The following is a 23,187-nucleotide window of genomic DNA, read 5'->3' as shown; positions in this document are numbered from 1 at the left end:
CGCTCGTGCCGCCTGGATCCCGGACTGTGCGAAAGCACGTATTGAAAGGTGCCGGGACACCCAATTTCTACACCGCAGAAATAATTCTACAGTGTAGAATAAGCTTTCGTCAAGTTTACAGCCGGCGCCACGCCGGCCCGTCAGCCCGCATCGATGAAAGACAAACCCGCCCAGGGCCCGCGCGGCCTCGACAAGGACGCGATCGTCGCGGCCGCGCTCGCACTGCTCGAAGACGTCGGCGAAGCCGCATTCAGCGTGCGCAAGCTCGCGCAGTCGGTCGGCTGCGATCCGATGAGCGTGCTGTATCACTTCAAGTCGAAGGAAGGCCTGAGCCGTGCGATCGCGAACGCGCTGTCGCGCTCGCTCGTGCCGGTCGACGCCGCCCTGCCGTGGCGCGAACGGCTGCGCGACCTCGCGCGCCAGTACCGCGCGCTCGCGCTGCGCTACCCGGCCGCGTTCGCGCTGCTGCAGCGGCACATGAGTACCGGGCCGGCCGATCTCGCGCACATCGAGGCCGTGCATCGCGCGCTGGCCGACGCCGGCATCCCGCGCGCGGCGCTGCCGTCGGTGTGCGTCGGCTGGTATGCGAGCGTGATCGGGCTGGCCGCCGCCGAAGCCGGCGGCCTCACGCGCGCCGCGAACGACGTCGAGCTCGCGGAGATGGAAGCGCTGTCCGACGCCGCGCATCCGCTCGTCAAGGCGGCCGCCCCGCTCTATGCGCAGCTCGATCCGGCAGCCGTGCACGACACGATGCTCGACGTGCTGCTCGACGGCATCGCGAAGCAGGCGCTCGCGACCTGACCCGCCTGCGGCCCGCGGGCCGCCCACGAAAAAGGCGCCCCGAAGGGCGCCTTTTTCGTGACGATTGCCGCGAACCGCGCTCAGTGCTGCTGCGCGATGCCGATCTTCAGCATGACCTGATCGACGATCTGTTCGGGCGTCAGCTCGATGCTGACCTCGATCGCTTCGTCCGGGCCCGGCTCCTCGAGCGTGTCGAGCTGGCTCTTCAGCAGCGACGGATCGAAGAAATGGCCGGTGCGGCTCTTCAGGCGCTCGTGCAACACCTCGAACGAACCCTTCAGATACACGAACCGCACGTCGGTATCGGTGCCGCGCAGCACGTCGCGGTACGACCGCTTCAGCGACGAACACGTGAACACGGCCGTCTCACCGGCACGCTGCTTTTCCTCGATGGCCTCGCGGATCGTGCGCAGCCACGGCCAGCGGTCGTCGTCGGTCAGCGGAATGCCGTGGTGCATCTTTTCCTTGTTCGCCGCGCTGTGAAACGCGTCGCCATCGGTATAGCTGCACGACAGGCGTTCCGCCAGCATTTCGCCGATTCGCGACTTGCCCGCGCCCGACACGCCCATTGCGATCAGAATCATTGACTACCCCTTGTTACAGAACCATGCTCAGCAGCAGTGTAAAGCCGAGGCCGAGCACCGAGATGATCGTTTCGAGCAACGACCAGGTCTTGAACGTCTGACCGACCGTCATCCCGAAGTATTCCTTGATCAGCCAGAAACCGCCGTCGTTCACGTGCGAGAAGATCAGCGAGCCCGAGCCGGTGGCGAGCACCAGCAGTTCCGGGCTGACCGTCGTGCCGGCCGCTGCCGCGATCGGCGCGACGATGCCGCAGGCGGTCGTCATCGCGACCGTCGCCGAACCCGTCGCGAGACGCATCAGCGCCGCGACGAACCAGCCGAGCAGCAGCGGCGACAGGTGCGCGTGCTTCGCGGTCTCGACGATCTGCTGCGAGATCCCGCTGTCGCGCAGGACGCCGCCGAAGCCACCGCCCGCGCCGACGATCAGCGTGATGCCGGCGATCGGTGCCAGGCACTCGCCGCAGAACTTCTGGATCTGGTCGCGGTTGAAGCCCTGCAGCTTGCCGAACGTGAAGAAGCTCACGAGCACGGCGATCAGCAGCGCGACGTCCGAGTTGCCGGCAAAGCGCAGCAGGTTGTTCGGCAGCGACTTCGGCGTGAACAGCAGGTCGGCCCAGCTGCCGACGAGCATCAGCACGACGGGCAGCAGGATCGTGAACAGCGTGATGCCGAAGCTCGGCAGTTCGCGCTTGCGGCCGTCCGTGTGCGTATCGACGAACTGCGCGGCGAGCGGATTGTTCTCCGGCAGCTTCACGAACTTCGAGATCGTCAGCGCGAACAGCGGGCCCGCGATGATCGCGGTCGGCACGCCGACGATCAGGCCGAACGCGATCGTCTTGCCGATGTCGGCGCCGTATTGCTGGACGGCGAGCAGCGCGGCCGGGTGCGGCGGAATCAGGCCGTGCACGACGGACAGGCCGGCCACCATCGGCAGGCCGACGACGAGCAGCGACTTGCCGGTGCGCTTCGCGACGTTGAACGCGATCGGGATCAGCAGCACGAAGCCGACTTCGAAGAACACCGGCAGGCCGACGATGATCGCGACGAACATCATCGCCCAGTGGATGTTCTTTTCACCGAACCAGTCGATCAGCGTGGTCGCGATCCGTTCGGCGCCGCCCGATTCGGCCATCATCTTGCCGAGCATCGTGCCGAGGCCGACGACGATCGCAATGTGGCCGAGCGTGCCACCGGTGCCCGCCTCGAACGACTTGACGATCTTGTCCATCGGCATGCCGACGACGAGACCGAGGCCGAGCGAAACGATGATCAGCACCAGGAACGGGTAAATCTTGAAGCGCGCGATCATCAGGATCAGCGCGGCGATCGCGATCAGCGTGAATACGAGCAGCATGCTGCCTTGGACAGCCCCCATGTGGCACTCCTCCTAGAATTGTTCGAACCGGGCGAGTTGTTGCGAGTATGCCCGGCTATGCAGGTCTCCGAAACACGGGGGGTACCCACCCCGTCAGGACGCTGAATTTTACTGATCTTTGCGGCTCGCGGATAGAACCGGTTCCATCAGCAAAAACCCTCGGTAAAACAAGCACTAAGCGCTCGTCATCCGAGGGTTAAACCGTCATTTCGTACAATTCTTAACGGGGGAGCTGGCTCGCGGCTTGCGCGAGGCGCGTGACTTCGGCCCAGTCCTGCGCGGCGAGCGCGGCTTTCGGCGTGAGCCACGAACCGCCGACGCACACGACGTTCGGCAGTTTCAGGAAATTCGGCGCGGTGTCGACCGTGATGCCGCCGGTCGGGCAGAACTTCAGCGCCGGGAACGGGCCGTGGAACGCCTGCAGCATCGGCACGCCGCCGGCCTGCTGCGCGGGGAAGAACTTCACGATCTCGTAGCCGAATTCGAGCGCCTGGATGATGTCGCTCGGCGTCATTACGCCCGGCAGCAGCGGCAGGCCCGCGTCGAGCGACGCGAGGTGCAGTTCCTTGGTCAGCCCCGGCGACACGCCGAACTTCGCACCCGCGCGCTTCGCCTGCGCGCAATGCTCGGGCTTCGTGATCGTGCCGACGCCGACGACGATGTCGTCCGCGAGCTGGCTCGCGCGCTGGATCGCCTCCAGGCCGGCCGGCGTGCGCAGCGTGATCTCGAGCACCTTCACGCCGCCCGCGTGCAACGCGCGCGACACGTGTTCGCCCTGCTCGACCGAGTCGAATGCGAGCACCGGGATGACCGGGCCCAGCTTCACGATTTCAGCAATCGTCTTCATTGAATTGGCTCCTTGAAATTCATGCGGCGACGTGGCCGGCCGTTTCGCCGACCAGCGTACCGAAAACCGATGCGCCCTGCTCTGCCGGCGCGGCGGCCGCGCGGAACACGCCGAACAGCTCACGCCCGAATCCGACCTCGTTCTCGGCCTGGTGCAGCGGCTGCGCAACCGGGCGCGCCTGCCACTCGGCGGCATCGACCTCGATGTCGAGCACGCCGGCTTCCGCGTCGATCACGAGCGTGTCGCCCGTCTTCACCTTGCCCAGCGGGCCGGCCAGCAGCGCTTCCGGCGACACGTGGATCACGGCCGGCACCTTGCCCGACGCGCCCGACATGCGGCCGTCGGTGACCAGCGCGACGTGGAAGCCCTGATCCTGCAGCACGCCGAGCAGCGGCGTCAAACGGTGCAGCTCGGGCATCCCGTTCGCACGCGCGCCCTGGAAGCGCACCACCGCGACGAAATCGCGCTTCAGCTCGCCGCGATCGAACGCTTCCTGCACGGCTTCCTGCGAATCGAACACGATCGCGGGCGCGGTCACCTTGCGGTGCTCGGGCGCGACCGCCGAAATCTTGATCACGCCGCGGCCGAGCCGGCCCTGCATCAGGCGCAGGCCACCGTCCGGCTGGAACGGCTCGCGGATGCCGCGCAGCACCTTCGTGTCGTGGCTCTCGGCCGCGCCGTCGACCCACGTGAGCTTGCCTTCGATCAGCTTCGGCTCCTTCGTGTAGTGCGACAGCCCCTTGCCGGCGACGGTCGTCACGTCCTCGTGCAGCAGCCCGCCTTCGAGCAGGTTGCGCACCAGGAACGCGATGCCGCCGGCCGCGTGGAAGTGGTTCACGTCGGCCTTGCCGTTCGGGTAGATCTTCGCGAGCAGCGGCACGACGGCCGACAGTTCGTCGAAATCGTTCCAGTCGATCAGGATGCCGGCCGCGCGTGCGATCGCGACGAGGTGAAGCGTGTGGTTGGTCGAGCCGCCGGTCGCGAGCAGCGCGACGATCCCGTTGACGATCGCCTTCTCGTCGATCACATGGCCGATCGGCGTGTACTGGCCGCGCTCGACGGTCAGGTCGAGCACGCGGCGCGCGGCCTCGGCCGTGAGCGCGGTGCGCAGCGGCGTGTGCGGGTGGACGAATGCCGAGCCCGGCAGGTGCAGCCCCATCAGCTCCATCAGCATCTGGTTGCTGTTCGCGGTGCCGTAGAACGTGCAGGTGCCGTGGCCGTGATAGGCGGCCGATTCGGCTTCGAGCAGCGCGTCACGGCCGACCTGGCCGGTCGCGAACTGCTGGCGGATCTTCGCCTTGTCGTCGTTCGACAGGCCGCTCGTCATCGGGCCGGCCGGTACGAAGATCGTCGGCAGGTGGCCGAACTGCAGCGCGCCGATCAGCAGGCCCGGCACGATCTTGTCGCAGATGCCAAGGCACAGCGCCGCGTCGAACATGTTGTGCGTGAGCGCGATGGCCGTGCCCATCGCGATCGCCTCGCGCGAGAACAGCGACAGCTCCATCCCCGGATTGCCCTGCGTGACGCCGTCGCACATTGCCGGCACGCCGCCCGCGAACTGCGCGACACCGCCGTTCTCGCGCGCGGCCGCCTTGATGATGTCGGGGAAATCCTTGTACGGCGCGTGCGCGGACAGCATCTCGTTGTACGAGGACACGATGCCGATGTTCGGCTCGCGGATCGCCTTGATCGCGAACTTGTCGTTACCCTCGAGGCCCGCGAAGCCGTGCGCGAGGTTCGCGCACGACAGCGCGCCACGCGCCGGGAACTTGCCCTGCGCGCCGTCGATGCGCTGCAGATAGGCGGAACGGGTCGATTGGCTGCGGGCGATCACGCGTTCGGTGACCTTCGCCAGGGTGGGGTGCAGCGACGTCATGCTGGGCGCTCCTGTATGCCGGCCGACACCGGCGTTGGAATCGTGGGGACGGTCGAACACGTCGACAGAACGAAGTCAGTCTAGTAGAAAAACTACACGCACGCAATGCAGATTCGTCGCCCCGCAACCCTTATTCCCGCTACCAGCAAGGCTATACCTAGTGAAAACCCTAACCCGTCTCAGCAAAAGCGTCTGACTGGAGCTAGCATTTTCTTGTAGATTTTCTACAATTCGATTGCGATACACTCGCTCATCCGAACCCGATTTCTGCCTGCCGTCCCATGCTGCCCCGCATTGAAGCGATCCGCGCCGAGTTGCGCCCGTCCGAGCGCAAGCTCGCCGACTACATCCTCGCCGCGCCGCGCGAGGTGCTCGACCTCGCGATGACCGAGCTGTCGACGCGCGCGGGCGTCAGCCAGCCGACGATCGCGCGCTTCTGCCAGGCGCTCGGCTGCAGCGGCTTTCGCGAATTCAAGATCCGGCTCGCGCAGAGCGTCGCGCCGGGCGTGTCGTCGGTCTATCGCGACGTCGAGCCCGACGAACCGGCGCCCGGCATCATCGGCAAGGTGTTCGACCGCACGATCGGCGCACTGATCGAGGTGCGCAACAGCCTGTCCGCGGGCAGCGTCGCCGATGCGATCGCACTGCTGTCGAACGCATCGCGAATCGAGTTCTACGGCGCGGGCGGCTCGGGCATCGCCGCGCAGGACATCCAGCACAAGTTCTTCCGGCTCGGCGTGCCGAGCGTCGCGTATTCGGATCCGCACACGTTCTCGATGTCGTCGGCGCTGCTCGGGCCGCACGACGTCGTCGTCGCGATCTCGAACACCGGCCGCACGCGCGACATCGTCGACGCCGCGCGCTCCGCGCTCGCGTGCGGCGCGAAAGTCGTCGCGATCACGCAGAGCCATTCGCCGCTCGCGAAGCTCGCGACGGTGAGTCTCGCGTCGAACGTGGCGGAGGAAACGGACGTGTTCTCGCCGATGACGTCGCGGATGTCGCATCTCGCGATCGGCGATATCCTCGCGGTCGGCGTCGCGCTGTCGCGCGGCCCCGCGCTGATGGAACGGGTCGGCCGTGCGAAGGAGGCGATCACGCGCCGCCGGATCGACGACGGCGCGAAGGATTGAGCGCGCGCCACGCCTACCGCGCGTAAACGGCCAACGGCGCCCCGCAGGGCGCCGTTGCGCATCGGGCGGCGCCGGCAACCTCGCCGGCCATGCCGCTCAGAACGGCTTGATCACGACCAGCGCGACCGCCGCGAGCATGCCGAGCACCGGCAGTTCGTTGAACACGCGATACCACTTGTCGGTGCGGCGGTTCTCGCCGCGCTCGAACACCTTCAGCAGATGCCCGCAATACGCGTGGTAGACGATCAGCAGCAGCACGACCGTCACCTTTGCGTGGATCCAGCCCTGCCCCTGCCCGATGCCGATCGACAGCCAGAGCCACAACCCGCAGGCCAGCGCCGGCACCGCGATCATCGTCATGAAGCGGAACAGCTTGCGTGCCATCAGCAGCAGGCGCCGCACCGCGGCCGGATCGGTTTCCATGGCCAGGTTCACGTAGATGCGCGGCAGGTAGAACAACCCTGCAAACCACGCGGCGATCAGAACGATATGGAACGTCTTGACCCAGAGCATTGCCATCGGTTGTGCGCCTCGCTGGTTACTGGCGGCCTTCGCCGTGCCCGAGCACGACGTACTTCAGCGACGTCAGCCCTTCCAGGCCGACGGGGCCGCGTGCGTGCAGCTTGTCGTTCGAGATGCCGATTTCCGCGCCGAGGCCGAATTCGAAGCCGTCGGCGAAACGGGTCGATGCGTTGACCATCACGCTCGCCGAATCGACCTCGCGCAGGAACCGCATCGCGCGGTCGTGATCCTCGGTGACGATCGCATCCGTGTGGTGCGAGCCGTAATGGTTGATGTGCTCGATCGCGGCATCGAGGCCGTCGACGACCTTGATCGCGAGCACCGGCGCGAGATACTCGGTATGCCAGTCTTCCTCGGTTGCATCGACGAGCGGGCCGACGCCCGCATCGGCGAGCACCGTGCGCGCGGCCGCATCGACGCGCAGTTCGACCTGCTTGTCGCGATACAGCTTGCCGAGCGGCGGCAGCAGCTTCGCCGCGACGCCGCTCGACACGAGCAGCGTCTCCATCGTGTTGCAGGTGCCGTAGCGGTGCGTCTTCGCGTTGTCGCAGACGGTCAGCGCCTTGGCGAGATCGGCGCGATCGTCGACGTACACGTGGCAGATGCCGTCGAGATGCTTGATCATCGGCACGCGCGCCTCGTTGATCAGGCGCTCGATCAGGCTCTTGCCGCCGCGCGGCACGATCACGTCGACGTATTCGGTCATCGTGATCAGCTTGCCAACCGCCGCGCGATCGGCCGTCGCGACGACCTGCACCGCATCCTGCGGCAGGCCGGCTGCTTCGAGCCCTTCGCCGATCAGCTTCGCGAGCGCCGCGTTCGATTCGAGCGCTTCGGAGCCGCCGCGCAGGATCGTTGCATTGCCCGACTTCAGGCACAGCGCAGCCGCGTCGATCGTCACGTTCGGGCGCGATTCGTAGATGATGCCGATCACGCCGAGCGGCACACGCATCTGGCCGACCTGGATGCCGCTCGGGCGGTACTTGAGGTTGCTGATCTCGCCGATCGGATCGGCCAGCGACGCCACCTGACGCAAGCCTTCGACCATCGTCTTCAGCGCCTTGTCCGACAGCGTCAGGCGATCGACGAACGCCGCATCGAGCCCCTTTTCACGGGCACGTTCGACGTCGCGCGCATTCGCATCCTTCAGCGCCTGCGCGTCGCGTTCGATCGCGCGCGCCACGGCGTCGAGCGCCGCATTCTTCGCGGCCGTGCTGGCGCGCGCCATCGCGCGGGAAGCGTGCCGGGCGCGACGGCCCAGGTCGGTCATGTACTGATCGATATCCATCGTGTGACTCGAGAAGCGCGCCGCGCGGGGCGGCATGAATTCGTGGGGAAGCGTGAGCGGCGGCGGCCGGAGAGCCGCGCCAGCGATCAAAACATTGTAAGCGGGTTGCGCAGCGCGCGCTGAAGGCCCGAACGGGACTTAGCGTCGCACGTGGCCCGCGGTCGGCGGTCGCTCGCCGCGGGCACCGGCCACCGTCATCGCGAGCTGGAACAGCCCGTCCCACGGATCGGGTGGCGGTTCGTCCTGCGTGCGGCGACCCGGCGCGACGGCCGTGAGCCCCTTGACCTGCCGGTCGAGCTTCGCGGCAAACGCGAGCGCCTTCTCGAGCACGGCTTCCGACACGCGGTTCAGCGCGGGGCCGATCAGCCGCTCACGCGGCCCCCACACGCGGTTCTCGCGCAGCAGCGTCGCGAGCGGCTTGCCGGCCGTCGTGCCGCGCTTGATCCGCAGCAGCGTGCGCAACTCCTCGACGACGGCCCACATCACGAGCACGATCGCCTCGCCCTCGCCCTTCAGCCCGTCGATCATCCGCGCGAGCCGCGCGGCGTCGCCGGCGAGCATTGCTTCGTTCAGCTTGAAGACGTCGTAACGCGCGACGTTCAGCACCGCGTCGTGCACCTGCTCGAACGACAGCGCGCCCTGCGGATACAGCAGCCCGAGCTTCTGGATTTCCTGGTGCGCGGCAAGCAGGTTGCCTTCGACGCGCTCCGCGATGAACTGCAGCGCGCGCCGCCCGTCCTCGCCGGGCGCGGCGCGCTGGCCCTGCATGGCAAGACGCTGGCCGATCCAGTTCGGCAGCTGCGCGCGGTCGACCGGATCGATCTTCAGCGCGACGCCGCCGTTCTGCAGCGCGGTAAACCACGCGGATTTCTGCGTGGCCGCGTCGAGGCGCGGCAACGTGACGAGCATCAGCGCGTCGGGGTTCGGCGTGGCCGCGAGCGTCTTCAGCGCATCGGCGCCTTCCTTGCCGGGCTTGCCCGACGGAATGCGCAGCTCGATCAGTTGGCGCTCGCCGAACAGGGACATCGCCTGGGTAGCGCCGAGCAGCACGCTCCAGTCGAAACCGCGCTCGACCGTATGCACCGAACGCTCGGTGAAGCCGGCCGCGCGCGCGGCCGCACGAATGCGGTCGCACGCTTCCTGCGCGAGCAGCGGCTCGTCGCCGTAGACGGTATAGAGCCCGGCCAACCCCTTCGCGAGGTGCGGCTCCAGCGCATCAAGTCGCAGTTGCATCGGTGCGTACGCCGTCGATCAGAGCGGCGGCGGCGGCAGCGGCGCGCGCGGCGCGACGCCCGGCACCACATCTTCCGGCGCCGGCGTCAGCGAGTGGACGATCGCGAGACGTCGCATCAGCTGGTCGACCGCGTCGTTCTGCATGTCGCCGTACAGGAGTTCCGATTCCTGCGCCTTCGCGTTCGTGTACTGATCGCTGTACGTCATCGCGCGGTTCAGCGCGATCGCACTCATCGGAATCAGCACCGTGCCGTCCTTGCTCGTCAGTTGGTAGCGCAACGTATAAAAGAGCGCGTATTCCTGTGCCGAACCGTACTTGTTGAGCGTCAGCGTATTCAGGCTACGCGATTCCCACATGGTCAGCACGGCATCGGCGTCGCCCGCCGACTGGACGATCTTCGTGTCGCTGCCGGCCTCGACGAGACGCACGAGGCGCGCCTCGACGGGCGGCGGCGCGCCGGCGATCAGCAGGCGCTTGAACGCGTAGTCCTGCTGGCCGCGCAACTGGAAGCCGCATGCCGACAGCGCAACCGCGCTGCCGACAGCGAGCATCAAAAACGATCTGCGGATCACCTTCGCTCCTTCTGGGTACGTCCGACGGCCAGCGGCCGTCAGACGACGATGTTCACGAGGCGGCCCGGCACGACGACGATCTTCTTCGCCGGCTTGCCGTCGCTGAACTTCGCGAACGCGTCGTCGGCCACCGCCGCGGCCTCGATCGCCTCGCGGCTCGCGTCCTTCGCCACCTTCAGCGCGCCGCGCACCTTGCCGTTCACCTGCAGCACGAGTTCGATCTCGGCCTGCTCGAGCGCGGCCTCGTCGACCTTCGGCCACGGTGCGTCGAGCAGCGGGCCGAATTCGTCCGCATAGCCCAGCGCCTTCCACAGCTCGAACGTGACGTGCGGCACGACCGGGTACAGCACGCGCAGCAGCACGCCGTACGTTTCACGCAGCACGCCGGGCGTCGCGCCCTTCGCGCCGTCGATCGCGTTCAGCATCTTCATCGCGGCCGACACGACCGTGTTGTATTGCAGACGCTGGTAGTCGAAATCGGCCTGCTTCAGCACGCTGTAGATCTCGCGGCGCAGCGCCTTGTCGGCTTCGCCGAGCGCGGCCGCATCGAAGCCCGCGCGCGCGGCGAGCGCTTCGCGGTTCGTTGCGCCGAAGCTCCACACGCGGCGCAGGAAGCGGCTCGCGCCCTCGACGCCCGCACCCGACCACTCGAGCTGCTGCTCGGGCGGCGCGGCGAACATCGTGAACAGGCGCGCGGTATCCGCGCCGTACTGGTCGATCAGCAGTTGCGGATCGACACCGTTGTTCTTCGACTTCGACATCTTCTCGATGCCGCCGAGCACGACCGGCTGGCCGTCCGCGTTCAGCGTCGCGCCGACCGGGCGCCCCTTGTCGTCGTGCGTGACCGTCACGTCGAGCGGGTTGTACCAGGTCTTCTTGCCCGATGCGTCCTCGCGGTAGTACGTCTCGTTCAGCACCATCCCCTGCGTGAGCAGGTTCTTCGCCGGCTCGCCGAACTTCACGAGGCCGAGGTCGCGCATCACCTTGGTCCAGAAGCGCGAATACAGCAGGTGCAGGATCGCGTGCTCGATACCGCCGATGTACTGATCCATCGGCATCCAGTAGTCGGTGCGCGCGTCGACCATCGTCTCGGCGTCCGGCGCCGTGTAGCGCGAGAAGTACCACGACGAATCGACGAACGTGTCCATCGTGTCGGTTTCGCGCTTCGCGGCCGCGCCGCACTTCGGGCACGCGCAGTTCAGGAACGCTTCCGACTTCGCGAGCGGGTTGCCCGAGCCGTCCGGCACGAGGTCTTCCGGCAGCACGACGGGCAGGTCCTGCTCCGGCACCGGCACGTCGCCGCACGACGGGCAGTGGATGATCGGGATCGGCGTGCCCCAATAACGCTGGCGCGACACGCCCCAGTCGCGCAGGCGCCACGTGACCTGCTTGTCGCCGAAGCCGCCGGCGTTCAGGTCGGCCGCGACCGCGTCGACGGCTTCCGCGTAGTGCAGGCCGTCGTACTTGCCGCTGTTCACGCAGACCGCGGTTTCCTTGTCGCCGTACCACTCCTGCCATGCGTCGAGCGAGTACTGCTGGCCTTCGGCCGAGATCACCTGCTTGATCGGCAGGTCGTATTTCTTCGCGAACGCGAAATCGCGTTCATCGTGGCCCGGCACGCCCATCACCGCGCCTTCGCCATAGCTCATCAGCACGTAGTTGCCGATCCACACCTCGACCGGCTCGCCGGTCAGCGGGTGCGTGACCGAGAAGCCCGTCGCGACGCCCTTCTTCTCCATCGTCGCGACGTCGGCCTCGGCGACACCGCCGCGCTTGCATTCGTCGATGAACGCGAGCAGCTCGGGCTTGTCCTGGGCGAGGCGCGTGGCGAGCGGATGCTCGGCCGCGATCGCGCAGAACGTGACGCCCATGATCGTGTCGGCGCGCGTCGTGAACACGCGCAGCAGTTTCTTCTCGCCGTCGAGTTCGTACGGGAAGCCGAAGTTCACGCCGAAGCTCTTGCCGATCCAGTTCTGCTGCATGATCTTCACGCGCTCGGGCCAGCCGAGGCCGTCGAGGTCGTTCAGCAGCTCATCCGCGTACTGCGTGATGCGCAGGTAGTACATCGGGATCTCGCGCTTCTCGACGAGCGCGCCCGAGCGCCAGCCGCGGCCGTCGATCACCTGCTCGTTCGCGAGCACGGTCTGGTCGACCGGGTCCCAGTTCACGGTGCCCGTCTTCTTGTACGCGATGCCCTTCTCGAGCATCTTCAGGAACAGCCACTGGTTCCACTTGTAGTAGTCGGGCTTGCACGTCGCGATTTCGCGCGACCAGTCGATCGCGAGACCCATCGACTGCATCTGGCCCTTCATGTAGTCGATGTTGTCGTAAGTCCACTTCGCGGGCGGCACGCCGTTCGCCATCGCGGCGTTCTCGGCCGGCATCCCGAACGCGTCCCAGCCCATCGGCATCAGCGTGTTGTAGCCGTTCATCCGCAGATAGCGGTACATCACGTCGTTGATCGTGTAGTTCCGCACGTGACCCATGTGCAGCTTGCCGGACGGGTACGGCAGCATCGACACGCAGTAGAACTTCGGCTTCTGCGAATCTTCCTGCGTCTTGTAGGCATCGGCTGCGCGCCAGTCGCCCTGGGCGGCGGCTTCGACGTCGGCGGGTACGTATCTCTCGTGCATGGTGTGGTTCGGACTAGGCTTTAAGCGGCGCGACGGCTCGCGCGCGGATGTGGATCGAAAGTCGTGCTGGCCCGGCGGACTGGCAGGTTCGCTGTTGCCGGACCTGTTCACGGTTTCCGGGAATTTTCCGGGTAACCCGCAGCATGCCCGGGTAGCCTGGAAAATTCCGGGTTACCTGAAAAAAGCCTGCCAACCGGGAAAAACGTTGATTATACCGCCCGCGCCGGCCCATTCGACCGGTCTTGCGGCGTGCGGCCCGATCCCGCGGCAGGGATGGGCCCGCCGGATCCGCTCAGCGGTTGGCCGGCACGGCAGGCGCTGCCGCCGAACCGCCCGCCTGCGGCGGCACGTCGGTCACGAAGCCGATCCGCGTGAGGCCGGCGGCCTGCGCGGCGCCCATCACCTGCGCGATCGTGTCGTAGCGGGTCGCGCGCGACGCGCGCAGCCGCAACTCGGGCGGCGCGCCACCCGCGGCGGCGGCGCGAAAGCGCGCGGGCAGCGCGTCAAGCGCCACGGGCGTATCGTCCCAGTACAGCTTGCCCGTATCGTCGATCGACAAGGTGACGGATTGCGGCGTGTCGCGCGCGACGCTGGCCGCCACCTTCGGCAGGTCGAGCCGGATCGCGTGCGTCATCAGCGGCGCGGTGATGATGAAGATGACGAGCAGCACCAGCATCACGTCGATCAGCGGGGTCATGTTGATCTCCGCCATCGGCGCGGACGTCTTGTGGTGCTCGAGTCCGCCGAATGCCATGGTCGCTCCTCTAGGGCCTGTTCACGCGTCAGGCTTCCTGCGCGCACACGAACACGTGCAGGTCGCGCGCGAAGCCGTCGAGTTCCTCGGCGAGCTGCCGCACGAGCCGCCCGAGGATGTTGTAGGCCAGCACCGCGGGAATCGCGACGACGAGCCCGAACGCGGTCATGATCAGCGCCTCGCCGACCGGCCCCGCGACGTTCTCGATCTGCGCCTGCCCGCTCGCGGCGATGCTGCCGAGCGCGTGGTAGATGCCCCAAACCGTGCCGAGCAGCCCGACGAACGGTGCGGTGCTGCCGATCGACGCGAGCAGCACCTGGCCGAATTCGAGACGCCGCTGCGAGCGCAGCATCGCGTGCCGCAACGCACGCAGCACGCGCTCGCTGCGCTCGACGCGCGCGGCCAGTGCGGCCGGATCGTGGTCGTCGGCCGCATCGCGCGCGGCTTCGGCGAGCGGCACGAACACGCGCTCGCGATCGGCGCCGGCGAGCGCGGCTATGCCCGCGTCGAGCGACGACGCACGCCAGAACGCGGCGAGCGCGCGCGGCCCCTGCCGCTTCGCACGGACCAGCAGCCAGGCTTTCGTGAGGAGGAAGCACCAGCTGGCGACGGACATCGCCAGCAGCACATAGGCAACGGCGTGCGTGATCGCATCGCCGCTTTCGAGGTAGTGGACAACGCCGGTGGGTATCGCCATCGGAGTTTCCCCGTGGGGTCAGCGCAGGCCGAGCACGTCCTGCATGTCGAACAGGCCGGCGCCGCGCGCCGACAGGAAGTGGACCGCGCGCAACGCGCCTTGCGCGTACGACACGCGGCTCGACGACTTGTGCGTGATCTCGATGCGCTCGCCGATCCCGGCGAACAGCACGGTGTGGTCGCCGACGATGTCGCCGCCGCGCACCGCGGCGAAGCCGATCGACGACGGGTCGCGTTCGCCCGTCACGCCATGGCGGCCGTACACCGCGCAATCGTCGAGCGAGCGGCCGAGCGCGCCGGCGACGGCTTCGCCCATCATCAGCGCGGTGCCGGACGGCGCATCGACCTTGTGACGGTGATGCGCCTCGATGATCTCGATGTCGTAGCCGTGCGAGAAATGCTTCGCCGCGAATTCGAGCAGCTTCAGCGTGACGTTCACGCCGACGCTCATGTTCGCCGCGAACACGATGCCGATCTTGCCCGCCGCGGCCTGCAACTCGGCCTTCTGCTCGGCGGTGAAGCCGGTCGTGCCGATCACGAGCTTCACGTCGTGGCGCAGCGCGGCCTCGATATGGGCCATCGTGCCTTCCGGACGCGTGAAGTCGATCAGGGTGTCGGCCTGCGCGAACACGGCGTCGAGGTCGGCGGTCAGCTTGACCCCGGTGTCCTTGCCGAGGAACGCGCCGGCGTCCTGGCCGAGGAACGGCGAGTCGGCACGGTCGAGCGCGCCGACCAGCTGCGCGTCGGAATCGTTGAGAACGGCTTCGATCAGCATCCGGCCCATTCGGCCCGATGCGCCGGCAATCGCAATCTTCATGGCTTTCTACACGACAAGTCTAAAAACGGGCGGCGCATGCCGCCCTGTTTCCGCACGCGGACTTACTGCGCCGGCGCGGTGAGCGGCTGGTTCTGCAGCGTGTCGGAGCCTTGCGGGCCGACCGGCGGCGACGCCTCGTTCGACACGTTCGGCTGCGGCGGACGATGGAACTGGAACTGCGGCTGGATCGCCGGAACCGCGCCCGGCGGCTGGCCGCCCGGCACCGGCGCACCGCCGGCAGCCTGCGTGGACGGCGTGAACCGCCGCGCGGCCGTGCCCTGACCCGACACCTGGTTGGTCGCGCGGTTCGCCGCGCGGGCGGCCTGCGCGTTCGCATCCTGGTCGACCACCGCGCCCGACGCCGGTACGGCGGCCGGGCTGGCGACAGCCTCCGGCGCCGACGCGCTCGCCGCTTGCGCGGCGCTCGCGGCGGCGGCAGCCTCGGCGGCCTTCTTCGCCGCTGCGGCCGCTTTCGCCTTCTTGCCGCCACGGTCGCCGTCGATATCGGCCAGCAGGTCGAGTTCCGAAGGCAGGTTGTCCGCCCCCGTCCAGCCCGCCAGGCGATCGCCCGAGAACGTCACGACGAGATCGCGCTGCTGGACGACCGCCGTCGAGCCGCGCTTGAAGTAGAAGAGGTAATCCCAGCGGTCGGCGTGGAACATGTCGGCCAGCAGCGGGGTGCCGAGCAGCGCGCGCACCTGCTCGCGCGACATGCCGACCTGCAGCTGCGCGGCCTTCTCCTGCGACACGAAGTTGCCTTGCACGACGGTGATCCGGTAGGGGGTGATGCTCTGCGCGATGCGCTGCGTCACGCTGTCGTACGACGAACAACCAGCCAGCGCGGCAACGGCGGCGGCAGCGATGATGACACTCCGCATGCGGCTCCTCTGAAAGTGCGAAAGAGATTCTGGAATCATTTCCCTCACCGTGCAGGCCCGCGTCGCAGGCCGCGCGTGTTTCTGGAACGGCGAAAAGCCGGTAACATTGAAGCCCTGCATTGTACTCTAGGGATGCCTAGCCATGACCAATCCGACGGATCTCAAGAATATCGGGCTAAAGGCCACCCTACCGCGCCTCAAGATTCTCGAGATCTTCCAGCAGAGCCCCGTGCGCCACCTGACGGCAGAAGACGTCTACCGGAACCTGCTCAACGAGCAGCTCGACATCGGGCTCGCCACCGTCTATCGCGTGCTGACGCAGTTCGAGCAGGCCGGCCTGCTGACGCGCAGCAACTTCGAATCCGGCAAGGCCGTGTTCGAACTGAACGAAGGCTCGCACCACGATCACCTCGTGTGCCTCGATTGCGGCCGTGTCGAGGAATTCTTCGACGCCGAGATCGAAGGCCGCCAGCAGGCGATCGCCAAGGAGCGCGGCTTCAAGCTCCAGGAGCACTCGCTCGCGATGTACGGTTCCTGCACCACCGAGAACTGCCCGCACCGCAAGCACTGAGTCGCGCACCCCGCGCACGCAGCACGGCCCGGCCGGCATCTCGCCGCCCGGGCCGTGTTCTTTTCGGGATAGCACCCGGATCAGGATAGCGTCGGCGTACCGCCGTGCGGCCGAGGCTTTCGAAATCCCTTCGACGTGCCCGCGCGGGCTGCCGTCAGGCAGCCTGCGCCGGACGCTGCACTTGCGTCAGGCCGCGCAGGCCGGCTCGAACTCGAGCGCCCACGCGCGCTCGAGCGGGATCTCGTCGCAGTTCGGCTGCGGGCCGCCGCGATCGACGATCACGAAATCGCTGACCGCGTCGAGCGCGAGCAGCGGATGGTGCCAGACGCCCTTCGCATAGTTCACGCCCTGCCAGCCTTCCGCGAGGAACGCGCGCATCGCGTCGGGCCGGAACTCGCCGGCCGGCGCGACGACGATCGCGTAGCGCGACACGGCGGCAAGCGGGATGAATGCCTGGCTGCCGTGCGGATGGCGCTCCATCAGCGTGATGGCGACCGGCAGCGCCCGCGGCTGCGCGCGGAACACGCTGACGAGCGGGCGGCCGCCGTCCGCGTACACGTCGATCGTCGCGAGATCGTGGAAGCGCTCGGTCGTGCCGCCGTTGATCGGGAAATGCCGTGCGCCTTCGAGCGCGATCACGTCGCCGAACGGCGCGAACGCTTCGCGGGTCAGGCGCTCGACGCGCAGCAGGTGGGATCCGCTCATGCCGTTGCCCTCCTTCAAACCGGCTCGCCCCACAGACGCAGGCGCGACACGCCGCCGTCCGGGAAGATGTTGAAACGCACATGCGTGACGGGGCCGAGCGCCGCAAGCGCGTCAAACGTGTGGACGTGATCCATCTGCAGCTTCTGCTCGCCGAGCAGTTCGGCCCAGAACATCGCCTGTGTGACGAGCGAGTCGTCGGTGCCGCCCGTGACATGTGCGGCCTGCAGCGAGCAGCGGTCGGGAAAGTTGCCCTTGAAGAACGCGGTATCGACCTCGACGCGCCGGATGATGCCCGGCCGCGCAAGCGCGACGATCGCCCAGTCGTTGCCCGGCTCGCGGCGGCGCCGCGTTTCCCAGCCGTCGCCCATGTTCACGCCGCGCCCCGGCATCAGCATCTGCGACGCCGGACCGAAGTGCTGGTTGTTCGCGGCCACCAGGTAGCCGCCGTTCTCGATCGCTGCGAGATCGACGAGCTCGCCGGCCGGCACCTGGCGCCAGTCGCGCTGCGGCTGGCCGTACACGCGCAACCGCGCGAGCCCGCCGTCCGGGTACAGGTTCACGCGCAGGTGCGTATAGGGCCGCGCATCGTCGACGCTCACGTAGTGATGCGAATTGCCCTGCAGCGTCGTCGCCGGGACGATCGGGCGCCATTCGGCGTCATCGGGCGGCGTGTCGCCTTCGACCACGCACGCGTCGATCGACGCGGCCGGCGGGAAGTTGCCGGTGAAGTGGCTCGTATCGAGGTCGACGCCGTGGATCACGCCTGGCCGCGCGAGCCGCACCACGCAGAAGTCGTGGCCGGTCGTGCGCTTGCGGCGCGTCTCCCAGCCGTCCATCCACTTGCCGTGGTCGTCGTACTTGCCGGGAATGAACACGGCCGGCTCGGGATTCAGCATGCGCTCCTTCGGCGCGAAGAATTCGTCGCTGGCAAAGAGCGCCTGTGCCCCGAGGCGCGGATCGGCGAGGTTCATGTAACGCCGCGTAAAGGCCGGCGCGTTCGGATCGAGGATGGGGGCTGCCATGTCGTCTCCTGGGGTGCGATGAAGTGCCGGCGCATCGAGGCGCCGGCCACCTGAATTCCGGTTGCGCGGGACGACCAGGGGAAGCCGCCCCGCGCGGGGTTGCGCTCAGAGCGCGTGAGCCTGGTCGCCGGCGACCGGCGCCGCGCGGTCTTCCTCTTCGGCCGGCACGTAGCGCAGCTCGCGGTTCAGCACGCGCTTCGCGCGGGCCCGGTCGATGTCGTTCTCCCACACCGCGACGACCACCGTCGCGACGCAGTTGCCGATCAGGTTGGTCACCGCGCGGGCGATGCCGACGAACCAGTCGACCGGCAGGATCAGCACGAGGCCGAGCACCGGAATCGCGGGGATCGCCGACAGCGTTGCCGCGAGGATCACGATCGCCGAGCCCGGGATCCCGTGCGCACCCTTCGACGTGACGAGCGACACGAGCAGCACGACGATCAGGTCATGCGTCGACAGCGGCGTGTTGGTGGCCTGCGCGATGAACAGCACGGCGAGCGTCAGGTAGATCGAGAAGCCGTCGAGGTTGAACGAGTAGCCGGTGGGAATCACGAGGCCGACCGTCGAATCCTTCACGCCCATGTATTCGAGCTTGCGCATCACCTGCGGCAGCACCGCGTCCGACGACGCCGTGCCGAGCACGATCGACAGTTCCTCGCGCAGGTAGCGGATCAGCTTGAACACCGAGAAGCCCGCGAGCCGCATCACCGTGCCGAGCACGACCGTGACGAACACGAAGCAGCTCAGGTAGAACACCGCAACCAGATAGCCGAGCTGCTTGAGCGACGCGACGCCGTACTTGCCGGTCGTGAACGCGATCGCGCCGAGCACGCCGAGCGGCGCGAGCTTGATGATGAAGCCGATGATGCGGAAGAACACGTGCGACAGTTCCTCGATCAGCGAGTTGACGCGCTGCGCCTTGTCGCCGAGCAGCGACAGCGCGGAGCCGAACAGCACCGCGAACACCAGGATCTGCAGGATGTCGCCCTTCGCGAACGCGTCGATCGCGGTCTCGGGGATGATCTTCATCAGGTAGCCGGCCGTGTCCTTCAGGCTTTCGGCGTTCTTCGCGTACGACGCGAGCGACGATGCGTCGAGCGAGCGCAGGTCGATGTTCATCCCGACGCCCGGGCGCGTGAGCCACGCGAGGATGAGGCCGATGCCGAGCGCGAGCGTCGTCATGATCTCGAAGTAGATGACGGCCTTCAGGCCGACCCGGCCGACCTTCTTCAGGTCGCCCGCGTTGGCCATCCCGCTGACCACGACACAGAACACGATCGGCCCGATCACCATCTTGATGAGCTTCAGGAAGCCGTCGCCGAGCGGTCGCAACGACTCGGCGAAATGCGGGAAGAACGCACCCAGCGCGATCCCTAGAATCAATGCGACGACTACTCGGCCAAACAGCGAATTGAGGAATTTCGACACGGCGCTCTCCCGATCCAACGGTTGCAGTTTCGTCTGTTCATACTGGTAAGACCAGTGATGTTATGGTGGATAGTAGGAAGCCGATATAGTGGCGTCAAGGACGGACAAAATAGGGATTTCCCGCCCCCTGCCCGCCCGGTTTCGATGCACCTGACAGGGGCAGATCGTGGCTTTCCCGTAGGCCGGCCATGCACCGCCTGCGTGCGGATTACAATGCCGGTCAGACCGGCCAAAGTTCACATCATGAAAAACGTTCCGCACACCGTGACCGACGCCGCCATCGCGACGATCCGCGACCGGATCGAGGCAGGCGTGTATCCGGTCGGCAGCCTGCTGCCGGCCCAGCGCCAGCTCTCCGAAGAGCTGGAGATCAGCCGCGCGTCGCTGCGCGAGGCGCTGTCGACGCTAGAGGCGCTCGGGATGCTGCGCATCCGCGCCGGCAAGGGCGTGTACGTCGAAAGTGCGCAGGCCACGGCCGCGCACGCATGGCGGTTCGCGGAGCAGTCGTCGCCGCCCGACACGTACCAGATGCGCTATGCGCTCGAAGGGTTCGCCGCGCGGATGGCCGCGCACGTCGTCAGCGATGGCGACATCGCGTGGTTCGAGGACAACCTCGCCGACCTGCACGTCGCGCTCACCGAAAACGCGCTCGACGAAGCGTCGCAGCTCGACTTCGACTTCCACATGCGGATCATCCACCTGGCCGGCAACGCGGCGATCGAATCGGTGCTGCGCAGCAGCGCGGACATCATGAAGGAAAGCCAGCGCATGCCGTTCTACCGGCGCGAACTGCTGCTGTCGACGTGGCACGAGCACCGTGCGATCGTCGACGCGCTGATCGCGCGCGACGCGGCTGCCGCGGGCACCGCGATCGAAACGCACATCGCGAACGCCGCGCAGCGCGCGGGCATCTTCTTCCCGACACCGCGCACATGACGGCTCGGGCGGGCGCCCGTCGCGCGCGCCGCCCGGCCGTACCGGTCACCCTCCCGACGGATCGCGATACGCGAGCGCACGCTCGATGAACGCGCGCGCCGCGACGCTGCGGTATGCGCCTTTGCGCGTGAGCAGCGCAGCCGTGCGCGCGGGCAGCGGCGGATCGATCTCGAGCGCGCACAGGTCGGTGCTCTCGCGCGCGACCGCGTCGGGCAGCACGGTCGCGAGCCGGCCGCACCGCACGAGCTCCAGCACCGCGCTGACCGTATTCGTCTCGATCGCGATCTTCGGCTGCGCGCCATGCTCGATGAAATAGCGGTCGATGCTCTCGCGCGTCGCGAACGCGCGGCTCAGCAGCACCAGCGGCTCGCCGCCGAGCTCGGCCGGCGTCAGTGCGCGACGGCGCCGCGCGAGACGATGCGTGCGGCCCGTCACGAGCGCGAGCGGCTCGTCCCACAGCGGCAGCGCGTCGATGTCCGGCGCACGTGGCGGCATGAACGCGAAGCCCGCGTCGAGCCGGTCGTCGGCGAGCAGCGCCTCGATGCGCTCCTGCGGCATCGCATCGATCGTCAGCGCGACGTTCGGATAGTCGGCATGGAACGCGTCGATCAGCGAGCCGCTCAGGTAGGCCGCGAAGGTCGGCATCATCGCAAGCCGCAACGACCCGCTGCCGAGATCGGCGACGTCGTGCAGCGCGCGCTGCCCCGTCTCGAGCTCGTGCAGCGCGGCGCGCGCGTGGCGCGCATAAACCTCGCCGAACTCGGTGAGCTGCACCGTGCGGCCCGAACGGTCGAACAACTGCACGCCGAGCGTTTCCTCGAGCTGGCGGATCTGCTGCGACAGCGTCGGCTGCGAGACGTGCAGCGCGTCGGCCGCGCGCGTGAAACTGCGCTGCTCGGCGACGGCCAGGAAATAGCGGATGTGGCGGAGGAGCATGGCGGCCGATGTATTGGTTTTACCAATGAAGCGCATAACGATCCAGTCTTGGACGCTATGGTTCGATTCCCGCATCATACGCACATCCGTTCCCGTGCATCGCGCCTGGCGCCGCACCGGAACGGCCCGCCCGGGCCCGCCCTGCCTCCGCCCGCCGCACGACGATCCGCCGCCCGCCCGATCCGGGCCCGGCCGCGATCCGCCCGGCGCGCATCGGTTCACCGCCGATCCGTTGACGCCGGCCCCGATTTCCGTCACCCCGCGCAGCCGACGGCCCCGTGCCGCCGGACGGCGCCGCTGTTTTTCGCGACCATGGAACCGCATCACGACACCCATCCTCCCCTCACCCGCGGCATGACGCTGCTGTTCGCCTGCGCGTGCGGCATCGTCATCGGCAACATCTACTACGCGCAGCCGCTGCTCGCCGCGATCGCACGCAGCTTCGGGCGTGCGCCGACCGAGCTCGGCTATCTCGTCACGCTGACGCAGCTCGGCTATGCGGCGAGCCTGCTGCTGATCGTCCCGCTCGGCGACGCGGTCAACCGTCATACGCTGATCGTGCGGCTGCTGATGCTCAACGTCGTCGCGCTGGTCGCGGTCACGTTCAGCACCAACTTCACGATGTTCGTCGTCGCGAACGTCGCAGTCGGTTTCGTCACCTGTTCGACACAGCTGCTCGTGCCGTTCGCCGCATCGCTCGCCGACGCGCGCTCGCGCGGCCGCGCGGTCGGCACCGTGATGAGCGGGCTGCTGCTCGGCATCCTGCTCGCGCGCGTCGCGGCCGGCGCGATCGCCGACGGGTTCGGCTGGCGCGCGGTGTACGGCATCGCTGCGGTGATGGTGGCGGCGCTGACCGTCGTGCTCGCCGTGAAGCTGCCGAAGGATCGCCGCGACGCGCGCCTCGACTATGCGGCGCTGATGAAGTCGCTCGTCGCACTGGTGCGCGCGCAACCGCTGATCGCGCTGCGCTCCACCTACGGCGCGCTCGTGTTCGCGTGCTTCAGCCTGCTGTGGACGGGCCTCACGTTCCTGCTGAGCCAGCCGCCGTACAGCTATTCCGAAGGGCAGATCGGCCTGTTCGGAATCGTCGGCGCGGTGGGCGCGCTCGCGGCGACGTCGGCCGGCCGGCTGGTCGATCGCGGCCACGGCAATGCGGCGACGGGGCTGTTCGCGGCGGCCGTGCTCGCGTCGTTCGCGCTGATCGCCACCGGCGCGCACTCGCTCGCGGCGCTGATCGCGGGCATCCTGCTGCTCGACGTCGGCGTGCAGGGCATGCACATCTCGAATCAGAGCGTGATCTATGCGCTGGCCGGCAACGCGCGCAGCCGCGTGACGACGATCTACCTGACGAGCTACTTCATCGGCGGTGCGTTCGGGTCGTTCGCGGCGAGCGTCGCGTACGGCATCGACGGCTGGCGCGGCGTGTGCGTCGCGGGCGCGGCGCTCGCGGGCGTGCTGATCGCGTTGTGGCTCGCGTCGCAGCGCGTCGGCGTGCGGCAGGTCACGCAGTGATGCGATAGCGCGTTTGCGCAGCACGACGAAAAAAGGCACGCCGCGCGAAGCGCGGGCGTGCCTTTTTTAC

22 protein-coding genes are annotated in these 23,187 nt (G+C 67.8%); 5 read left to right on the top strand and 17 right to left on the bottom strand.

Translation table 11 applies throughout. From position 1 onward, the window contains the following. Nucleotides 1-153: 153 nt before the first annotated feature. Nucleotides 154-801 (top strand): TetR/AcrR family transcriptional regulator, encoded by a 648-nt coding sequence (locus tag ACN8ZM_RS03170; protein WP_420210537.1) that lies wholly within the window; start codon nucleotides 154-156, stop codon nucleotides 799-801. An 80-nt stretch (nucleotides 802-881) separates the two neighbouring features. Here ACN8ZM_RS03170 and ACN8ZM_RS03165 read toward each other — a convergent pair whose 3' ends face one another. The 4 genes from ACN8ZM_RS03165 to edd all read right to left on the bottom strand — a co-directional run bounded on the left by ACN8ZM_RS03165 (nucleotide 882) and on the right by edd (nucleotide 5,483). Further along, nucleotides 882-1,385: a gluconokinase gene (locus tag ACN8ZM_RS03165; protein ID WP_089449899.1), complete on the bottom strand. Its 504-nt coding sequence runs from the start codon at nucleotides 1,383-1,385 to the stop codon at nucleotides 882-884. Nucleotides 1,386-1,398: 13 nt separating this feature from the next. Then, nucleotides 1,399-2,760, bottom strand: coding sequence for a GntP family permease (locus tag ACN8ZM_RS03160; RefSeq protein ID WP_043191253.1), 1,362 nt, complete (start codon nucleotides 2,758-2,760; stop codon nucleotides 1,399-1,401). A gap of 220 nt (nucleotides 2,761-2,980) precedes the next feature. Next, the gene (eda, locus tag ACN8ZM_RS03155; protein WP_043191255.1) at nucleotides 2,981-3,607 is read right to left on the bottom strand and encodes a bifunctional 4-hydroxy-2-oxoglutarate aldolase/2-dehydro-3-deoxy-phosphogluconate aldolase; all 627 of its coding nucleotides are present in this window, start codon (nucleotides 3,605-3,607) and stop codon (nucleotides 2,981-2,983) included. A gap of 19 nt (nucleotides 3,608-3,626) precedes the next feature. After that, nucleotides 3,627-5,483: a phosphogluconate dehydratase gene (edd, locus tag ACN8ZM_RS03150; protein ID WP_420210536.1), complete on the bottom strand. Its 1,857-nt coding sequence runs from the start codon at nucleotides 5,481-5,483 to the stop codon at nucleotides 3,627-3,629. A 281-nt stretch (nucleotides 5,484-5,764) separates the two neighbouring features. On the opposite strand from edd, the gene ACN8ZM_RS03145 reads away from it, so the two are divergent. Then, nucleotides 5,765-6,613 carry a MurR/RpiR family transcriptional regulator gene (locus tag ACN8ZM_RS03145; RefSeq protein WP_011350936.1) on the top strand — a complete coding sequence of 283 codons (849 nt, stop codon included), beginning with the start codon at nucleotides 5,765-5,767 and terminating at the stop codon, nucleotides 6,611-6,613. A 96-nt stretch (nucleotides 6,614-6,709) separates the two neighbouring features. Here the strand turns inward: ACN8ZM_RS03145 and ACN8ZM_RS03140 are convergent, their stop codons facing one another. The 9 genes from ACN8ZM_RS03140 to ACN8ZM_RS03100 all read right to left on the bottom strand — a co-directional run bounded on the left by ACN8ZM_RS03140 (nucleotide 6,710) and on the right by ACN8ZM_RS03100 (nucleotide 16,007). After that, nucleotides 6,710-7,132, bottom strand: a complete 423-nt coding sequence (locus tag ACN8ZM_RS03140; protein ID WP_089449897.1) for a CopD family protein — start codon at nucleotides 7,130-7,132, stop codon at nucleotides 6,710-6,712. A gap of 19 nt (nucleotides 7,133-7,151) precedes the next feature. Next, the gene (locus ACN8ZM_RS03135) at nucleotides 7,152-8,423 is read right to left on the bottom strand and encodes a glutamate-5-semialdehyde dehydrogenase (protein WP_175021586.1); all 1,272 of its coding nucleotides are present in this window, start codon (nucleotides 8,421-8,423) and stop codon (nucleotides 7,152-7,154) included. 138 nt (nucleotides 8,424-8,561) lie between these two features. Continuing rightward, nucleotides 8,562-9,656: a DNA polymerase III subunit delta gene (gene holA / locus ACN8ZM_RS03130; protein ID WP_043191265.1), complete on the bottom strand. Its 1,095-nt coding sequence runs from the start codon at nucleotides 9,654-9,656 to the stop codon at nucleotides 8,562-8,564. An 18-nt stretch (nucleotides 9,657-9,674) separates the two neighbouring features. Next, nucleotides 9,675-10,229: an LPS assembly lipoprotein LptE gene (gene lptE, locus ACN8ZM_RS03125; protein ID WP_089449893.1), complete on the bottom strand. Its 555-nt coding sequence runs from the start codon at nucleotides 10,227-10,229 to the stop codon at nucleotides 9,675-9,677. 38 nt (nucleotides 10,230-10,267) lie between these two features. Further along, complete coding sequence (gene leuS / locus ACN8ZM_RS03120; protein WP_043191268.1) at nucleotides 10,268-12,862, bottom strand: leucine--tRNA ligase; 2,595 nt, start codon at nucleotides 12,860-12,862, stop codon at nucleotides 10,268-10,270. Between the two features lie 292 nt (nucleotides 12,863-13,154). Further along, complete coding sequence (locus ACN8ZM_RS03115) at nucleotides 13,155-13,616, bottom strand: ExbD/TolR family protein (protein ID WP_043191271.1); 462 nt, start codon at nucleotides 13,614-13,616, stop codon at nucleotides 13,155-13,157. Nucleotides 13,617-13,644: 28 nt separating this feature from the next. Beyond that, complete coding sequence (locus ACN8ZM_RS03110) at nucleotides 13,645-14,313, bottom strand: MotA/TolQ/ExbB proton channel family protein (protein WP_043191272.1); 669 nt, start codon at nucleotides 14,311-14,313, stop codon at nucleotides 13,645-13,647. Nucleotides 14,314-14,331: 18 nt separating this feature from the next. After that, entirely contained in the window at nucleotides 14,332-15,129 is a 798-nt protein-coding gene (gene dapB / locus ACN8ZM_RS03105) for a 4-hydroxy-tetrahydrodipicolinate reductase (protein ID WP_089449891.1), read from the bottom strand. A gap of 62 nt (nucleotides 15,130-15,191) precedes the next feature. Next, entirely contained in the window at nucleotides 15,192-16,007 is an 816-nt protein-coding gene (locus tag ACN8ZM_RS03100; protein WP_043191275.1) for an outer membrane protein assembly factor BamE, read from the bottom strand. Between the two features lie 142 nt (nucleotides 16,008-16,149). On the opposite strand from ACN8ZM_RS03100, the gene fur reads away from it, so the two are divergent. Continuing rightward, nucleotides 16,150-16,578 (top strand): ferric iron uptake transcriptional regulator, encoded by a 429-nt coding sequence (fur, locus tag ACN8ZM_RS03095; RefSeq protein WP_043191276.1) that lies wholly within the window; start codon nucleotides 16,150-16,152, stop codon nucleotides 16,576-16,578. 186 nt (nucleotides 16,579-16,764) lie between these two features. Here the strand turns inward: fur and ACN8ZM_RS03090 are convergent, their stop codons facing one another. The 3 genes from ACN8ZM_RS03090 to ACN8ZM_RS03080 all read right to left on the bottom strand — a co-directional run bounded on the left by ACN8ZM_RS03090 (nucleotide 16,765) and on the right by ACN8ZM_RS03080 (nucleotide 19,733). After that, nucleotides 16,765-17,283, bottom strand: a complete 519-nt coding sequence (locus ACN8ZM_RS03090) for an ureidoglycolate lyase (protein WP_420210535.1) — start codon at nucleotides 17,281-17,283, stop codon at nucleotides 16,765-16,767. 14 nt (nucleotides 17,284-17,297) lie between these two features. Further along, nucleotides 17,298-18,305, bottom strand: a complete 1,008-nt coding sequence (gene alc, locus ACN8ZM_RS03085; protein ID WP_420210534.1) for an allantoicase — start codon at nucleotides 18,303-18,305, stop codon at nucleotides 17,298-17,300. Nucleotides 18,306-18,410: 105 nt separating this feature from the next. Continuing rightward, on the bottom strand, nucleotides 18,411-19,733 hold the full coding sequence (locus tag ACN8ZM_RS03080) for a C4-dicarboxylate transporter DctA (RefSeq protein WP_011350923.1): 1,323 nt from the start codon (nucleotides 19,731-19,733) through the stop codon (nucleotides 18,411-18,413). Nucleotides 19,734-19,946: 213 nt separating this feature from the next. Here ACN8ZM_RS03080 and ACN8ZM_RS03075 point away from each other — a divergent pair, with 213 nt between their 5' ends. Continuing rightward, nucleotides 19,947-20,669 carry a FadR/GntR family transcriptional regulator gene (locus ACN8ZM_RS03075; protein WP_080741831.1) on the top strand — a complete coding sequence of 241 codons (723 nt, stop codon included), beginning with the start codon at nucleotides 19,947-19,949 and terminating at the stop codon, nucleotides 20,667-20,669. Nucleotides 20,670-20,714: 45 nt separating this feature from the next. Here ACN8ZM_RS03075 and cynR read toward each other — a convergent pair whose 3' ends face one another. Further along, complete coding sequence (cynR, locus tag ACN8ZM_RS03070) at nucleotides 20,715-21,605, bottom strand: transcriptional regulator CynR (RefSeq protein ID WP_301769128.1); 891 nt, start codon at nucleotides 21,603-21,605, stop codon at nucleotides 20,715-20,717. Between the two features lie 312 nt (nucleotides 21,606-21,917). Here cynR and ACN8ZM_RS03065 point away from each other — a divergent pair, with 312 nt between their 5' ends. Beyond that, nucleotides 21,918-23,117 carry an MFS transporter gene (locus ACN8ZM_RS03065; RefSeq protein ID WP_420210533.1) on the top strand — a complete coding sequence of 400 codons (1,200 nt, stop codon included), beginning with the start codon at nucleotides 21,918-21,920 and terminating at the stop codon, nucleotides 23,115-23,117. The last annotated feature ends 70 nt before the right edge of the window (nucleotides 23,118-23,187 follow it).

The organism is Burkholderia aenigmatica, assembly GCF_048627025.1.
GTDB lineage: Bacteria > Pseudomonadota > Gammaproteobacteria > Burkholderiales > Burkholderiaceae > Burkholderia > Burkholderia aenigmatica.
This window is presented reverse-complemented; position numbering and strand designations above follow the sequence as displayed.

What these genes read in the sequence shown, in the direction of transcription:
- ACN8ZM_RS03170 (WP_420210537.1), top strand. Translation starts at nt 154, where the DNA reads ATGAAAGACAAACCCGCCCAGGGCCCGCGCGGCCTCGACAAGGACGCG.
- ACN8ZM_RS03165 (WP_089449899.1), bottom strand. Translation starts at nt 1,385, where the DNA reads ATGATTCTGATCGCAATGGGCGTGTCGGGCGCGGGCAAGTCGCGAATC.
- ACN8ZM_RS03160 (WP_043191253.1), bottom strand. Translation starts at nt 2,760, where the DNA reads ATGGGGGCTGTCCAAGGCAGCATGCTGCTCGTATTCACGCTGATCGCG.
- eda (WP_043191255.1), bottom strand. Translation starts at nt 3,607, where the DNA reads ATGAAGACGATTGCTGAAATCGTGAAGCTGGGCCCGGTCATCCCGGTG.
- edd (WP_420210536.1), bottom strand. Translation starts at nt 5,483, where the DNA reads ATGACGTCGCTGCACCCCACCCTGGCGAAGGTCACCGAACGCGTGATC.
- ACN8ZM_RS03145 (WP_011350936.1), top strand. Translation starts at nt 5,765, where the DNA reads ATGCTGCCCCGCATTGAAGCGATCCGCGCCGAGTTGCGCCCGTCCGAG.
- ACN8ZM_RS03140 (WP_089449897.1), bottom strand. Translation starts at nt 7,132, where the DNA reads ATGGCAATGCTCTGGGTCAAGACGTTCCATATCGTTCTGATCGCCGCG.
- ACN8ZM_RS03135 (WP_175021586.1), bottom strand. Translation starts at nt 8,423, where the DNA reads ATGGATATCGATCAGTACATGACCGACCTGGGCCGTCGCGCCCGGCAC.
- holA (WP_043191265.1), bottom strand. Translation starts at nt 9,656, where the DNA reads ATGCAACTGCGACTTGATGCGCTGGAGCCGCACCTCGCGAAGGGGTTG.
- leuS (WP_043191268.1), bottom strand. Translation starts at nt 12,862, where the DNA reads ATGCACGAGAGATACGTACCCGCCGACGTCGAAGCCGCCGCCCAGGGC.
- ACN8ZM_RS03115 (WP_043191271.1), bottom strand. Translation starts at nt 13,616, where the DNA reads ATGGCATTCGGCGGACTCGAGCACCACAAGACGTCCGCGCCGATGGCG.
- ACN8ZM_RS03110 (WP_043191272.1), bottom strand. Translation starts at nt 14,313, where the DNA reads ATGGCGATACCCACCGGCGTTGTCCACTACCTCGAAAGCGGCGATGCG.
- dapB (WP_089449891.1), bottom strand. Translation starts at nt 15,129, where the DNA reads ATGAAGATTGCGATTGCCGGCGCATCGGGCCGAATGGGCCGGATGCTG.
- ACN8ZM_RS03100 (WP_043191275.1), bottom strand. Translation starts at nt 16,007, where the DNA reads ATGCGGAGTGTCATCATCGCTGCCGCCGCCGTTGCCGCGCTGGCTGGT.
- fur (WP_043191276.1), top strand. Translation starts at nt 16,150, where the DNA reads ATGACCAATCCGACGGATCTCAAGAATATCGGGCTAAAGGCCACCCTA.
- ACN8ZM_RS03090 (WP_420210535.1), bottom strand. Translation starts at nt 17,283, where the DNA reads ATGAGCGGATCCCACCTGCTGCGCGTCGAGCGCCTGACCCGCGAAGCG.
- alc (WP_420210534.1), bottom strand. Translation starts at nt 18,305, where the DNA reads ATGGCAGCCCCCATCCTCGATCCGAACGCGCCGGCCTTTACGCGGCGT.
- ACN8ZM_RS03075 (WP_080741831.1), top strand. Translation starts at nt 19,947, where the DNA reads ATGCCGGTCAGACCGGCCAAAGTTCACATCATGAAAAACGTTCCGCAC.
- cynR (WP_301769128.1), bottom strand. Translation starts at nt 21,605, where the DNA reads ATGCTCCTCCGCCACATCCGCTATTTCCTGGCCGTCGCCGAGCAGCGC.
- ACN8ZM_RS03065 (WP_420210533.1), top strand. Translation starts at nt 21,918, where the DNA reads ATGGAACCGCATCACGACACCCATCCTCCCCTCACCCGCGGCATGACG.